The organism is Pseudomonas hunanensis, from assembly GCF_013393325.1.
Lineage (GTDB): Bacteria > Pseudomonadota > Gammaproteobacteria > Pseudomonadales > Pseudomonadaceae > Aquipseudomonas > Aquipseudomonas putida_P.
In genome coordinates this window covers 350,830-364,626 of the sequence record NZ_QJRC01000098.1, presented here as the reverse complement: position 1 = coordinate 364,626, position 13,797 = coordinate 350,830, and the positions used below count along the sequence as shown (strand labels likewise).

Below are 13,797 nucleotides of genomic sequence, written 5' to 3'. Positions count from 1 at the left end.
GTCACTTCCTCGGGTCGAAGGCATCGCGGGCGGATTCACCAATGAACACCAGTAGGCTCAGCATCAACGCCAGCACGGCAAAGGCGCTGATGCCCAACCATGGGGCCTGCAGGTTGGATTTGCCCTGGGCCACCAGCTCGCCCAGCGAGGGCGAGCCCGCGGGCAGGCCGAAGCCGAGGAAATCCAGGGCGGTGAGGGTGCCGATGGCGCCGGTGAGAATGAACGGCATGAAGGTCATGGTCGAGATCATGGCATTGGGCAGGATGTGCCGGTACATGATCGCGCCGTTGCGCATGCCTAGCGCGCGGGCGGCGCGTACGTATTCCAGGTTGCGCCCGCGCAGGAACTCGGCGCGTACCACGTCCACCAGGCTCATCCACGAAAACAGCAGCATGATGCCCAGCAGCCACCAGAAGTTTGGTTGCACGAAGCTGGCCAGGATGATCAGCAGGTACAGCACCGGCAGGCCCGACCAGACTTCCAGGAAGCGCTGCCCGGCCAGGTCGACCCAGCCGCCATAGAAGCCTTGCAAGGCGCCGGCGATGACGCCGACGATGGAGCTGGCCACGGTCAGGGTGAGGGCGAACAGTACCGAAATGCGGAAGCCGTAGATCACCCGTGCCAGCACGTCGCGGCCCTGGTCGTCGGTGCCCAGCCAGTTGTCCGCCGAGGGCGGCGCCGGGGCAGGTACGCGCAGGTCGTAGTTGATGCTTTGGTAGCTGAACGGGATGGGCGCCCACAGCACGAAGCTGTCTTTCTTGGCCAACAGCTCGCGGATGTAGGGGCTCTTGTAGTTGGCTTCCAGCGGGAATTCGCCGCCGAAGGTGGTTTCCGGGTAGCGCTTGAATGCCGGGAAATACCATTCGCCGTCGTAGCGCACGGCAACTGGTTTGTCGTTGGCGATCAGCTCGGCGCCCAGGCTCAAGCCGAACAGGACCAGGAACAGCCACAGCGACCACCAGCCACGGCGGTTGGCCTTGAAGCGCTCGAAGCGCCGGCGGTTGAGGGGGGACAAGGCCATGTCAGTGCTCCCGGCTGGCGAAGTCGATGCGTGGATCGACCAGGGTGTAGGTCAGGTCGCCGATCAGTTTCACCACCAGCCCCAGCAGGGTGAAGATGAACAGGGTGCCGAAGACCACCGGGTAGTCGCGGTTGATGGCCGCCTCGAAACTCATCAGGCCCAGGCCGTCAAGGCTGAAGATCACCTCGATCAGCAAGGAGCCGGTGAAGAAGATGCCGATGAACGCCGAGGGGAAACCGGCGATCACCAACAGCATGGCGTTGCGGAACACGTGGCCGTACAGCACCCGTGACCGGCTTAGGCCCTTGGCCTTGGCGGTGACCACGTATTGTTTGTTGATTTCGTCGAGGAAGCTGTTCTTGGTCAGCAGGGTCATGGTGGCGAAGTTGCCAATGACCAGCGCGGTGATCGGCAACACCAGGTGCCAGAAGTAATCCAGTACTTTACCGGTGGTACTCAGCTCATCGAAATTGTTGGAGGTGAGGCCACGCAGCGGGAACCAGTCGAAGTAGCTGCCGCCGGCGAACAGCACGATCAGCAGGATGGCGAACAGGAACGCCGGGATGGCGTAGCCGACGATGATCGCCGAACTGGTCCACACGTCGAAGTGGCTGCCATGGCGCACCGCCTTGGCGATGCCCAGCGGGATCGACACCAGGTACATGATCAGCGTGCTCCACAGCCCTAGCGAGATCGACACTGGCATCTTCTCCATGATCAGGTCGATGACCTTGGCATCGCGGAAGAAGCTGTCGCCAAAGTCGAGCTGGGCGTAGTTCTTGATCATGATCCACAGGCGCTCGGGCGGCGACTTGTCGAAGCCGTACATGCGCTCGATTTCAGCGATCAGCGCCGGGTCCAGGCCCTGTGCACCGCGGTAGTTGGAACCGGCAACGGAAACCTCGGCGCCGCCACCGGCGATGCGGCTGGTCGCGCCTTCGAAGCCTTCGAGCTTGGCGATCATCTGCTCGACCGGGCCGCCGGGGGCGGCCTGAACGATGATGAAGTTGATGATGAGGATGCCGAATAGGGTCGGGATGATCAGCAGCAGGCGGCGCAGGATGTAGGCCAGCATCTTAGTTGGCCTCGTCCGCAGGGGCTTCGCTGACCGCCGGGGTTACCCCGGGCTTGATCCACCAGGTATCGATGCCGATGTCGTACTTGGGCGACACTTTCGGATGGCCGATGTGGTTCCAGTAGGCCACGCGCCAGGTTTTGATATGCCAGTTGGGTATCACGTAGTAGCCCCACAGCAACACACGGTCGAGGGCGCGGCAGTGGTCGACCAGGCTCTGGCGCGAGTCGGCGTTGATCAGCTCTTCCACCAACTGGTCGATGGCCGGGTCGCGCAGGCCGATGAAGTTGCGGCTTCCGGGGTTGTCGGCGGCGGCACTTGACCAGAACTCGCGTTGTTCATTGCCCGGCGAGTTGGACTGCGGGTAGCCGCCGACGATCATGTCGTAGTCCCGAGATCGCAGGCGGGTAATGTATTGCGAAACATCGACCCGGCGGATGTTCAGCTCGATACCGAGGTCGGCGAGGTTGCGCTTGAACGGCAGCAGGATGCGCTCGAACTCGGTCTGCGCCAATAGAAACTCGATGCTTACCGGCTTGCCTTGGGCGTCGACCATCTTGTCGTCGACGATTTTCCAGCCGGCTTCCTGTAGCAGCTTGTAGGCCTGGCGCTGCTGCTCGCGGATCATCCCGCTGCCGTCGCTGACCGGGTTGTGGAAGGCCTCGGTAAATACCTGCTCGGGCACTTTGCCGCGCAATGGTTCGAGGATTTTCAACTCGCTGGGGCTGGGTAGGCCGTGGGCGGCCATTTCCGAATTGTCGAAGTAGCTGCCGGTGCGGGTGTAGGCGCCGTTGAACAGCTGCTTGTTGGTCCATTCGTAGTCCAGCAGCAGGCTCAGTGCCTGGCGCACCCGCACATCCTGGAACACCGGGCGGCGGATATTGAAGATGAAACCCTGCATGCCGGTGGGGTTGCCGTTGGGCAGTTCTTCCTTGATCAGACGGCCGTCGCGCACGGCGGGCACGTTGTAGGCGGTGGCCCAGTTCTTGGCGCTGACTTCCAGGGCATAGTCGAACGCGCCGGCCTTGAGTGCTTCCAGGGCGACAGTGGTGTCCCGGTAGGAGTCAAAGGTCATGACATCGAAATTATAGAAGCCACGGTTGATCGGCAGGTCTTTGGCCCAGTAGTCCTTGACCCGCTCGTAGCGCACCGAGCGCCCGGCTTTGACCTCGGCGACCTTGTACGGGCCGCTACCCAGCGGGATCTCCAGGTTGCCGCGGTTGAACTCGCGGTTTTCGTACCAGTGTTTGGGCAGTACTGGCAACTGGCCGAGAATCAACGGCAGCTCGCGGTTGTTGGTGTGCTTGAACTTGAACAGCACCTTCAGCGGGTCCTCGGCGACCACTTCGGCAACGTCGGCGTAGTACTGCCGGTACAGTGGTGCGCCGTCTTTGATTAGGGCGTTGAAGGTGAACACCACGTCGTCGGCGCGCATCGGGTGGCCGTCATGGAAGCGTGCTTCGGGGCGCAGGTAGAAGCGCACCCAGCTGTTGTCCGGGGCCTTTTCGATCTTGCCGGCGACCAGGCCGTACTCGGTGAACGGCTCATCCTGGCTCTGGCGCATCAGGGTGTCGTAGATGCTACCGATGTTCTCGGCTGCCACGCCTTTGTTGATGAACGGGTTGAGGCTGTCGAAGCCGCCGAAGCTGGACTGGCGGAAGGTGCCGCCCTTGGGCGCGTCCGGGTTGACGTAGTCGAAGTGCTTGAAGTTGGCGGGGTACTTGGGTGGCTCATCGTACAAGGTAAGCGCGTGTTGCGGTGCGGCCAGGGCGGGAAGGCTCAGGCAGGCGAGCAACAGGCTACCTGCCAGCCGGCGCAGACGGTGCGTTGGCGTCATTGGGCTTTCTCCGAAGTCTTGATCCACCAGCTGTTCAGCCCAAGGGTGTAGGGCGGCGTGGTGACGAAGGCGAACCGGTTGCGGTAGGCCAGGCGGTGATTGTCGAGGTACCAGTTGGGGATCATGTAGTACTGCCATGAGAGCACGCGGTCCAGGGCACGGGCGGCGGCGACCTGGTCATCGCGGGTGCGGGCGGCGAGCAAGGTGTCGAGCAGGTGGTCGACCACCGGGTCCTTGACCCCAGCATAGTTCTTGCTGCCCTTGGTCGCGGCCTGGCTGGAATGGAAGTACAGCCATTGTTCGAGGCCGGGGCTCAGGGTTTGGTTCAGGGTCATCAGAATCATGTCGAAATCGAACTGGTCCAGGCGTTGTTTGTACTGGGCACGGTCCACGGTGCGCAAGCGCGCATCGATGCCGATGCTGGACAGATTTTCGACATAAGGTTGCAGGATGCGTTCAAGGTTGGGGTTTACCAGCAGCAGCTCCATGCGCAGTTGCTGGCCTTTGCTGTCGACCAGGCGCTGGCCGTTCAGCTTCCAGCCGGCCTCGGCGAGCAGGCCCAGGGCCTGGCGTAGGGTCTGGCGGCTGATGCCACGGCCATCGGTGTGGCTGACCTTGTAGGGTTCGCTGAACAGTTTGGCGGGCAACTGGTCCCGGAATGGCGCCAGCAGCAGCCACTCTTTGCCGGTGGGCAGGCCGCTGGCGGCGAATTCGCTATTGGGGTAGTAGCTGGTTGAGCGGCGGTAGGCGCTGCTGAACAGTGCGCGGTTGGTCCATTCGAAGTCGAGCATCAGCCCCAACGCCTGGCGTACCCGCGGGTCGCTGAATGTGACCCGGCGGCTGTTCATGAACAGGCCCTGGGTTTGCGTGGGGATGCTGTGCGGGATTTGTGCTTTGATCACCTCGCCACGGCGCACGGCCGGGAAGTTGTAACCGTTGGCCCAGTTTTTTGCCTGGTGCTCGATGTAGATGTCGAATTCACCAGCCTTGAACGCTTCGAAGGCCACGGTGGCGTCGCGGTAGAACTCGTATTCCACCCGCTTGAAATTGTACTTGCCACGGTTGACCGCCAGGTCCTTGCCCCAGTAGTTCTTCACCCGTTCGAACACCAGCCGGCGCCCGGGTTGTACCTGGGTGATGCGGTAGGGGCCGCTGCCCAGGGGGGGCTCGAAGGTGGTGGCCTTGAAGTCGCGCTTTTGCCAATAGTGCTTGGGCAGCACCGGCATTTCGCCCAGGCGCAGGATCAGCAGCGGGTTGCCGGCGCGTTTGAACACGAAGCGGATGCGCAGCGGGCCCAGGATGTCCACCCGTTGTACTTCCTGCAGGTTGGTGCGGTAGATCGGGTGGCCGTCCTTGAGCAGCGTGCGGTAGGAGAAGGCCACGTCGGCCGAGGTTATCGGTTGGCCGTCATGCCAGCGGGCTTCCGGGCGCAGGTTGAACACCACCCAGCTGCGGTCCTCGCTGTACTCCACCGAGCGGGCGATCAGGCCATAACTGGAGGTGGGCTCGTCACCGGACGGGTCGTACAGGCCCGTGCCGACCATCAGCGGCTCGTTAAGCTCGCTGATGCCGTACTGCTGGAAATTGGGCGTGGTTATAGGGCTCGACCCCTTGAAGGTGTAGGGGTTGAGGGTATCGAAGGTGCCAAAAGCCATGGCCCGCAAGATGCCGCCCTTGGGCGCTTGCGGGTTGACCCAGTCGAAGTGGGTGAAGGTGGCTGGGTACTTGAGCGTGCCGAACTGCGCGTATCCGTGGCTTTCGCTCACCATCGCGGCTGCGGGAAAGCTCAAGGCCAGGCTGAGTGATAGCAGGAGGGGACGTATCAAGTCGGCATCCGATCCAGAGGCGTTGGGCTTTGATCGGGTACAGTAACAGCTTGGTGGGGTTGGAAAAAGAGAGGTTTTGAGGGAGGGGTTGGTGGTACAGGTCGGCGTGAGCGGCGTGGTACCTGTGGGAGCGGCCTTGTGTCGCGAAAGGGGCGCTTAGCGGCCCCAGGGTCTCAGCTTCGCAGCTTGCATTGCCGGGGCTGCTTCGCAGCCCTGTCGCGAAACAAGGCCGCCCCACAGGGCCGCGCAATGGCCCTGAGCGTTATCTCAATGCGAGAGGTAGACGGTCAGGGTTTGGCCCGGCTTGAGGGCGTGGCCGCTGCGTGGGTTCCAGCGTTTGAGGTGCTGCATTTCCACGTTGAAGCGCTTGGCCACCAGGTACAGCGAGTCGCCCTTGCGTACCTTGTACTGGGTGGAGCGCTTGCCGGAGGCCGCTACCCGGTTGCCGGCGGCGCTCGGTCCGCTGCCACCTCGAAGTGCCAGCACCTGGCCGGCACGCAGGTTGTTGCCGGACAGACGGTTCCAGCGTTTGATGTCATTGACCGAAACACGGTTGGCCTTGGCGATGGCGCCCAGGTTGTCGCCGCGTTTGACCCGGTAGCTGCGCGCGGCCACCGGTGCCTTGGCTTCGGCCACGGCGCGGGCGAACACGGCCTTGTTCGGTTGCAGGCTGACCAGCTGTTCTGGCTTGAGGTTGGACAGGCTGTCGCTCAGCAATTGCGCCTTGGCGGTCGGTACCAGCAACTGCTGCGGGCCGTCCACGGTCATGCGTTTCTTGAAGGCCGGGTTGAGTTGGATCAACTCGTCTTCGTCGATGTTGGCAAATGCCGCCACCCGCGACAGGTCGAGGCGGTCGTTGATGGCCACCGCTTCGAAATAGGGCTCGTTGGCGATCGGGTTCAGGTTCACGCCGTAGGCCTCAGGCGTGAGCACCACCTGCGACAGGGCCAGCAACTTGGGTACGTAGTCGCGGGTTTCCTGTGGCAGCGGCAGGTTCCAGTAGTCGGTTGGCAGCCCGAGCCGTTCGTTGCGTTCCATGGCGCGGCTGACCGTGCCTTCTCCGGCGTTGTAGGCGGCCAGGGCCAGCAGCCAGTCACCATTGAACATGTCGTGCAGGCGGGTCAGGTAATCCAGCGCAGCGTTGGTCGACGCGGTGATGTCGCGGCGGCCATCGTAGAAGTTGGTCTGGCGCAGGTTGAAGTGACGGCCTGTGGCTGGCATGAACTGCCACATGCCGGCAGCACTGGCGCGTGAGTAGGCCATCGGGTTGTAGGCGCTTTCAATGGCGGGGAGCAGGGCCAGCTCCAGCGGCATGTCGCGTTCTTCAAGACGCTCGACGATGTAATGCAGGTAGAGGCTGCCACGCTCGCCAGCGCTTTCGATGAAGGTCGGGTTGCTGGCGAACCACAGGCGCTGTTGTTCGATGCGCGGGTTGACGTCGATGCTGTCCTGCAGGGCAAAGCCCTGGCGCATGCGCTCCCAGACATCCTGTGGTGCCTGCTCGGCCGGCTTGGCCAGCAGCGGTGAAGGTTTGTGCTTGATCCGCGCCTGGTAGTTGTGCGCGCGAACGCTTTCGGATTCGTCGAGCTGACGGGTGCTCTGGCAGCCCACCAAGGTGGCGGCCAGGGCCAGCGCACTGATTTGGGCCAGGCGCGTCAGGGCGACGGAATGAGAGGTTCTGCGGCTACGGGAAGACATCGGCTGACACAGGTATCCGGGCGAAAAATTTCGGCGATTCTAGAAACCGCTCCGGGCCTGGTCAACCTTTGACCATCACTTGCGATATATCTTGCGGTTATCAGAAGGTGTCCTTCCAAGACCTCAAGGCAGCAAAAACAGCGACATGCGAGGTGTTTGAATGTCCCTTCCATTCGTCTGCTTTTTGTTTAACTAATGTTTCAGAGGTACGTAAGAAGGGGTTGGTCAGACGCTCCAGGCCAATCGTTGATGGCAAGCTGATGCGATTTTCGGCGCGTAAACGGGTAACGTCCTCGAAGCGTTGCTGAACGTGCGTATTGGTCGGCTCTACCGCCTTGGCGAAGCGCAGGTTGCTGAGGGTATATTCGTGGGCGCAATACACTTCGGTCTGCTCTGGCAGTGCCGCCAGGCGGGCGAGGGCGGGCTGCATCTGTTCGGGTGTACCCTCGAACATGCGCCCGCAACCGGCGGCGAACAGTGTGTCGCCACTGAACAGAACGGGGGTTGGCGGCCCGTCGCTGAAGAAGGCAATGTGCCCCAGGGTGTGGCCGGGCACCGCCAGAACCTGGAAGGTCACGCCCAGCACGTCGACCTTGTCGCCTTCGTCCAGGGCCAGGTCGCGGCCGGGAATACGCTCGTTGGCGGGGCCGCATACTCGCGCGCCGCTCAGTTGCTTCAGCCGTTCCACACCGCCGACGTGGTCGTTGTGGTGGTGGGTGACGAGGATGTCGCTCAGCACCCACTCCGGGTTGGCGGCCAGCCAGCGTTCCACCGGGGCGGCATCACCCGGATCGACCACCGCACAACGGCGTTTGGCAGTATCCTGTAACAACCAGATGTAGTTGTCGGAGAAAGCGGGGAGAGCATCGATCTGTATCATGGTGCGGATCCGATTCGCCTAGCGTGGCACATGAGGGCATCTTAGCCGCGATGGCGCGGTGGGAGAACCTTCGAGGGAGAGCGCAATGACCGACCAAGCCTTTGCCCAGGCCGACCCGGACTGGGTCGAGCTGATCAGCCTGGCCCGTGAGTGGTTCAATGGGCCACTCGGCCAGCTGATGCTCAAGGAGGAAGAAAAACTGCTGAAAGAAGAGCTTGGGCGCTTCTTCGGCGGTTACCTGGTGCACTACGGGCCTTGCGCCGAGCCGCCACCGAGCGCGCCCCAGGTGCAGCGCAATGTGCGCCTCGGCGCGCCGCTGCCTGGGGTGGAGATCGTCTGCGAGGAGCAGGCCTGGCCGCTGAGCGAGCATGCTGCCGACGTGGTCGTGCTGCAGCATGGCCTGGATTTCTGCCTGTCACCCCATGGCCTGCTGCGCGAGGCCGCCAGTGCCGTGCGCCCGGGCGGGCACCTGCTGATTGTCGGCATCAACCCGTGGAGCAGCTGGGGCATGCGCCATTTCTTCAGCCATGGCGCGCTGCGCAAGGCGCGCTGCATCTCGCCGTCGCGGGTGGGCGACTGGCTCAACCTGCTGGGCTTCGCGCTGGAGAAACGCCGCTTCGGGTGCTATCGTCCGCCGCTTGCTTCACCGGCCTGGCAGCAACGCCTGGAGGGCTGGGAACGGCTGGCCGGCAGTTGGCAGGGCTCCGGTGGCGGGGTGTACCTGCTGGTGGCGCGCAAGATGGTGGTAGGGTTGCGGCCACTGCGCCCAGAGCGCCGCGAGCCGATGGGCAAATTGCTGCCGCTGCCACTGGCCAAGGTCAACCGCACGGCGGCCAACCCCGAAACTGACAAGCACTGAATTCAAGAGTGGTACATGAGCGATAGCGTCGAGATGTTTACTGATGGTGCCTGCAAGGGCAACCCAGGCCCTGGTGGCTGGGGCGTCCTGATGATCTACAAGGGCGTCGAGAAGGAACTGTGGGGCGGCGAACGTGAGACCACCAACAACCGCATGGAGCTGATGGCCGCGATTCAGGGCCTGATGTCGCTGAAGCGCGAATGCGAGGTGGTGCTGACCACCGACTCGCAGTACGTGATGAAAGGCATCAACGAGTGGATGGTGAACTGGAAGAAGCGCGGCTGGAAGACGGCGGCCAAGGAACCGGTGAAGAACGCCGACCTGTGGCAGCAGCTTGATGAGCAGGTCAACCGCCACAAGGTGACCTGGAAGTGGGTGCGCGGCCACATCGGCCACCCCGGCAACGAGCGCGCCGACCAGCTGGCCAACCGTGGGGTCGATGAGGTACGCGCCCAGCGTTGAGCTGGGGTACAATCGCGGCCTTTGTAACTGATGCAAGTTGGAGCGCCCCGCGTGGAGCAGCAGCAAGATAAACGGTTCGTCATTCTCGATACCGAAACCACGGGTATGCCAGTTGGCGAAGGCCACCGGATCATCGAGATCGGCTGTGTCGAGGTCATCGGCCGGCGTCTGACCGGGCGGCACTTCCACGTCTACCTGCAGCCAGACCGCGAGAGTGACGAGGGCGCGATCAACGTCCACGGTATCACCGATGCCTTCCTGGTCGGCAAGCCACGCTTTGGCGATGTCGCCGAGGAGTTCTTCGAATTCATCCAGGGCGCCACGCTGGTCATCCACAACGCGGCGTTCGACGTTGGCTTCATCAACAACGAATTTGCCTTGATTGGCCAGCAGGACCGCGCCGACGTTTCGCAGCACTGCACCATCCTCGATACCCTGCTGCTGGCACGTTCGCGCCATCCGGGGCAGCGCAACAGCCTGGATGCGCTGTGCAAACGCTACGACATCGACAACTCCGGCCGTGAACTGCACGGTGCGCTGCTCGACTCGGAACTGCTGGCAGACGTTTACCTGGCCATGACCGGTGGCCAGACCAGCCTGTCGTTGGCTGGGCATGGCGCAGACGCCGAGGGTGAAGGGAGTGAGGCTGGCGGCAGCGAGATCCGCCGTATTACCGGGCGTACGCCGGGGCGGGTGATCATGGCCAGTGCCGAGGAACTGGAGGCACATGCCGAGCGCCTGGCGGCCATCGCCAAGTCGGCGGGTGGGCCTTCGATGTGGCAGGCCTTGACCGAGACGCCAGCGGGCTGATCGTTCGGCTGCCCCGGTCTGTTCGCGGGCACTGACAACACAGGTTCTACTACCCTGAGAAGGACGCCATGTCCTTCGGAGGTAGCCACCTGATGTACAAGGACCTCAAGTTCCCGATCCTCATCGTCCACCGTGCTATCAAGGCTGACAGTGTCGCCGGGGAGCGCGTGCGGGGCATCGCCGAGGAACTGCGCCAGGACGGTTTCGCCATTCTGGCCGCCGCCGACCACGCCGAAGCGCGCCTGGTTGCCGCCACTCACCACGGCCTGGCCTGCATGCTGATTGCCGCCGAAGGAGTTGGCGAAAACACCCACCTGCTGCAGAACATGGCCGAGCTGATCCGCCTGGCGCGCATGCGCGCGCCCGACTTGCCGATCTTCGCCTTGGGCGAGCAGGTGACCCTGGAAAACGCCCCTGCCGAAGCCATGAGCGAGCTCAACCAGCTGCGTGGCATCCTTTACCTGTTCGAAGACACCGTGCCGTTTCTCGCCCGCCAGGTGGCGCGTGCCGCACACACCTACCTTGACGGTCTGCTGCCACCGTTCTTCAAGGCCCTGGTGCAGCATACCGCGCAGTCCAACTATTCCTGGCATACCCCGGGCCATGGCGGTGGCGTGGCCTATCATAAAAGCCCGGTAGGCCAGGCCTTCCACCAGTTCTTCGGGGAAAACACCCTGCGCTCGGACCTGTCTGTTTCAGTGCCGGAGCTGGGCTCGCTGCTCGACCACACAGGCCCCTTGGCCGAAGCCGAGGCCAGGGCGGCGCGCAACTTCGGTGCCGACCACACCTTCTTCGTCATCAATGGCACCTCCACAGCCAACAAGATTGTCTGGCACGCCATGGTCGGTCGCGACGACCTGGTGTTGGTGGACCGCAACTGCCATAAGTCAGTGGTGCACGCGATCATCATGACCGGCGCCATTCCGCTGTACCTGTGCCCAGAGCGCAACGAGCTGGGCATCATCGGCCCGATCCCGCTCAGCGAGTTCAGCCCCGAGGCAATCGAGGCGAAGATCCAGGCCAACCCCCTTGCCCATGGCCGTGGGCAACGTATCAAGCTGGCGGTAGTGACCAACTCCACCTATGACGGGCTGTGCTACCACGCCGGGATGATCAAGCAGGCCCTGGGTGCCAGCGTGGAAGTACTGCACTTCGACGAGGCCTGGTTCGCTTATGCGGCGTTTCACGGCTTCTTCACCGGGCGCTATGCCATGGGCACTGCCTGTGCAGCCGACAGCCCGTTGGTGTTCAGCACCCATTCCACCCACAAGCTGCTGGCGGCGTTCAGCCAGGCCTCGATGATCCATGTGCAGGACGGGGCCAGGCGGCAGCTGGACCGGGACCGCTTCAACGAAGCGTTCATGATGCATATCTCGACTTCGCCGCAGTACAGCATCCTTGCCTCGCTGGACGTGGCCTCGACCATGATGGAAGGGCAGGCCGGGCATTCGCTGTTGCAAGAAATGTTCGATGAGGCGCTGAGTTTTCGTCGTGCCCTGGCCAACCTGCGCGAGCACATTGCTGCGGATGACTGGTGGTTCAGTATTTGGCAGCCGCCCAGCACTGAAGGCATCCAGCCCTTGGCCGCGCAGGACTGGCTGCTGCAGCCGGGGGCGCAGTGGCATGGCTTTGGTGAGGTGGCGGACGGCTACGTGTTGCTCGACCCTCTGAAGGTGACCCTGGTAATGCCGGGGCTGAGTGCGGGCGGTGTGCTGGGTGAGCATGGCATCCCGGCGGCGGTGGTCAGCAAGTTTCTCTGGGAGCGCGGGCTGGTGGTGGAAAAAACCGGCTTGTACAGCTTCCTGGTGCTGTTTTCCATGGGCATCACCAAGGGCAAGTGGAGCACCTTGCTCACCGAACTGCTGGAGTTCAAGCGCCACTATGACGGCAATACACCGCTGAGCAGTTGCCTGCCGAGTGTGGGGGCTGCCGATGCCTCACGCTACCGGGGCATGGGCCTGCGCGACCTGTGTGAACAGTTGCATGACTGCTACCGAGCCAATGCCACGGCCAAGCAGCTGAAGCGGGTGTTCACGCGTTTGCCGGAGGTGGCCGTGAGCCCCGCTCGGGCTTATGACCAGATGGTACGTGGCGAGGTGGAAGCGGTGCCGATCGAAGCTTTGCTGGGCCGTGTGGCCGCGGTGATGCTGGTGCCGTACCCGCCCGGTATTCCGTTGATCATGCCGGGAGAGCGGTTCACCGAGGCGACCCGCTCGATACTTGACTACTTGGCCTTCGCCCGAGCCTTCAACCAAGGCTTTCCGGGGTTTTTCGCGGATGTTCACGGCCTGCAGAACGAAAATGGCCGCTACACCGTGGATTGCATCATGGAATGCGAGTGATCTCGACGCCGGAGCGCGCCAGTTCGAAACGGTTTTCGCCCAAGTGGTTGACCTTGTCGCCGATGGCAAGGCGGTAGGTGGTGATGGGGGCGCCCAGCGTGCTGCCGTCGAGTTGCAGGGTGGACTCCTGGAACTCGTGCACGGGGTAGATGCGGCCTTCGGCGTCACGGGCGTGGAATTGGCCGACCATTACTGCTGCCATTTGGGTGGAAACCTCTGAATTACGTAGGAAATGTCTAAAGGCATAGACCGTGAAACAGCCTCGGAAGTTTTCGCCCTGCGGAAAAAAAACCAAAGTGCCGAGGAACGGTCATCTATAACTACAACGTCTCTTTACCCCGCAAAGGTTGGAATTGCCATGAGCCAGGTGTATTCGGTAGCAGTCGTCGTTGGTAGCTTGCGCAAGGAGTCCTACAACCGCAAGGTCGCCCGCGCACTTTCAGAGCTGGCGCCGTCCAGCCTTGCCCTGAAAATCGTCGAGATTGGTGATTTGCCGTTGTACAACGAAGATGTCGAGGCCGATGCGCCGCCAGAGGCCTGGAAGCGTTTTCGCGAGGAGATCCGCCGCAGCGATGCGGTGCTGTTCGTCACGCCGGAATACAACCGCTCGGTGCCGGGCTGCCTGAAAAACGCCATCGATGTGGGCTCGCGCCCCTATGGGCAAAGCGCCTGGAGTGGCAAGCCGACAGCGGTGGTGAGTGTGTCGCCGGGGGCTATTGGTGGCTTTGGCGCCAACCATGCCGTGCGTCAGTCGCTGGTGTTTCTCGATATGCCTTGCATGCAGATGCCAGAGGCTTATATCGGCGGTGCGGCGAGCCTGTTCGAGGATTCGGGCAAGCTCAACGACAAGACCCGGCCATTCTTGCAGGCGTTTGTCGACAAGTTCGCTTCGTGGGTGAAGTTGAACAGGGCGGTCTGATCCGCAGTCGTTGGGTAGGTGCTTTGCAGGAGCAGCCTTGTGCTGCGAAGAGGCTGCTCCTACATAAA

12 protein-coding genes are annotated in these 13,797 nt (G+C 62.7%); 5 read left to right on the top strand and 7 right to left on the bottom strand.

All coding sequences use genetic code 11. From position 1 onward, the window contains the following. Nucleotide 1: 1 nt before the first annotated feature. From DM807_RS23385 to gloB, 6 genes are all read right to left on the bottom strand, one after another. Nucleotides 2–1,021: an ABC transporter permease gene (locus DM807_RS23385; RefSeq protein WP_012273316.1), complete on the bottom strand. Its 1,020-nt coding sequence runs from the start codon at nt 1,019–1,021 to the stop codon at nt 2–4. A gap of 1 nt (nt 1,022) precedes the next feature. After that, on the bottom strand, nt 1,023–2,096 hold the full coding sequence (locus DM807_RS23380; RefSeq protein WP_060493897.1) for a microcin C ABC transporter permease YejB: 1,074 nt from the start codon (nt 2,094–2,096) through the stop codon (nt 1,023–1,025). Between the two features lies 1 nt (nt 2,097). Next, a complete protein-coding gene (locus DM807_RS23375; protein ID WP_060514465.1) occupies nt 2,098–3,933 on the bottom strand; it encodes an extracellular solute-binding protein in 1,836 nt (611 codons plus the stop codon). Then, on the bottom strand, nt 3,930–5,759 hold the full coding sequence (locus DM807_RS23370; RefSeq protein WP_218648031.1) for an extracellular solute-binding protein: 1,830 nt from the start codon (nt 5,757–5,759) through the stop codon (nt 3,930–3,932). Before DM807_RS23370 ends, DM807_RS23375 begins: the two co-directional genes overlap by 4 nt. 267 nt (nt 5,760–6,026) lie before the next feature. Then, entirely contained in the window at nt 6,027–7,457 is a 1,431-nt protein-coding gene (locus DM807_RS23365) for a lytic transglycosylase domain-containing protein (RefSeq protein ID WP_012273312.1), read from the bottom strand. Between the two features lie 100 nt (nt 7,458–7,557). Then, entirely contained in the window at nt 7,558–8,337 is a 780-nt protein-coding gene (gene gloB / locus DM807_RS23360; protein WP_012273311.1) for a hydroxyacylglutathione hydrolase, read from the bottom strand. 85 nt (nt 8,338–8,422) lie between these two features. On the opposite strand from gloB, the gene DM807_RS23355 reads away from it, so the two are divergent. From DM807_RS23355 to DM807_RS23340, 4 genes are all read left to right on the top strand, one after another. Further along, nucleotides 8,423–9,196: a class I SAM-dependent methyltransferase gene (locus tag DM807_RS23355; protein WP_179027973.1), complete on the top strand. Its 774-nt coding sequence runs from the start codon at nt 8,423–8,425 to the stop codon at nt 9,194–9,196. Between the two features lie 15 nt (nt 9,197–9,211). Then, entirely contained in the window at nt 9,212–9,658 is a 447-nt protein-coding gene (gene rnhA / locus DM807_RS23350) for a ribonuclease HI (protein WP_003251460.1), read from the top strand. A 51-nt stretch (nt 9,659–9,709) separates the two neighbouring features. Continuing rightward, nucleotides 9,710–10,468: a DNA polymerase III subunit epsilon gene (dnaQ, locus tag DM807_RS23345; RefSeq protein ID WP_012273309.1), complete on the top strand. Its 759-nt coding sequence runs from the start codon at nt 9,710–9,712 to the stop codon at nt 10,466–10,468. Nucleotides 10,469–10,560: 92 nt separating this feature from the next. Further along, entirely contained in the window at nt 10,561–12,810 is a 2,250-nt protein-coding gene (locus DM807_RS23340; RefSeq protein ID WP_179028002.1) for an Orn/Lys/Arg family decarboxylase, read from the top strand. On the opposite strand, the gene DM807_RS23335 is transcribed toward DM807_RS23340, so the two are convergent. Continuing rightward, nucleotides 12,794–13,012 carry a hypothetical protein gene (locus tag DM807_RS23335; RefSeq protein ID WP_010954911.1) on the bottom strand — a complete coding sequence of 73 codons (219 nt, stop codon included), beginning with the start codon at nt 13,010–13,012 and terminating at the stop codon, nt 12,794–12,796. The genes DM807_RS23340 and DM807_RS23335 overlap by 17 nt on opposite strands. A 156-nt stretch (nt 13,013–13,168) precedes the next feature. Between DM807_RS23335 and chrR the strand changes: the two genes are divergently transcribed. Then, nucleotides 13,169–13,729: a class I chromate reductase ChrR gene (gene chrR, locus DM807_RS23330; protein WP_012273307.1), complete on the top strand. Its 561-nt coding sequence runs from the start codon at nt 13,169–13,171 to the stop codon at nt 13,727–13,729. Nucleotides 13,730–13,797 lie beyond the last annotated feature (68 nt).

Coding starts and splice junctions, on each gene's coding strand:
- DM807_RS23380 (WP_060493897.1), bottom strand. CDS start 2,096: ATGCTGGCCTACATCCTGCGCCGCCTGCTGCTGATCATCCCGACCCTA.
- rnhA (WP_003251460.1), top strand. CDS start 9,212: ATGAGCGATAGCGTCGAGATGTTTACTGATGGTGCCTGCAAGGGCAAC.
- DM807_RS23375 (WP_060514465.1), bottom strand. CDS start 3,933: ATGACGCCAACGCACCGTCTGCGCCGGCTGGCAGGTAGCCTGTTGCTC.
- chrR (WP_012273307.1), top strand. CDS start 13,169: ATGAGCCAGGTGTATTCGGTAGCAGTCGTCGTTGGTAGCTTGCGCAAG.
- DM807_RS23355 (WP_179027973.1), top strand. CDS start 8,423: ATGACCGACCAAGCCTTTGCCCAGGCCGACCCGGACTGGGTCGAGCTG.
- DM807_RS23340 (WP_179028002.1), top strand. CDS start 10,561: ATGTACAAGGACCTCAAGTTCCCGATCCTCATCGTCCACCGTGCTATC.
- DM807_RS23365 (WP_012273312.1), bottom strand. CDS start 7,457: ATGTCTTCCCGTAGCCGCAGAACCTCTCATTCCGTCGCCCTGACGCGC.
- DM807_RS23335 (WP_010954911.1), bottom strand. CDS start 13,012: ATGGCAGCAGTAATGGTCGGCCAATTCCACGCCCGTGACGCCGAAGGC.
- gloB (WP_012273311.1), bottom strand. CDS start 8,337: ATGATACAGATCGATGCTCTCCCCGCTTTCTCCGACAACTACATCTGG.
- DM807_RS23385 (WP_012273316.1), bottom strand. CDS start 1,021: ATGGCCTTGTCCCCCCTCAACCGCCGGCGCTTCGAGCGCTTCAAGGCC.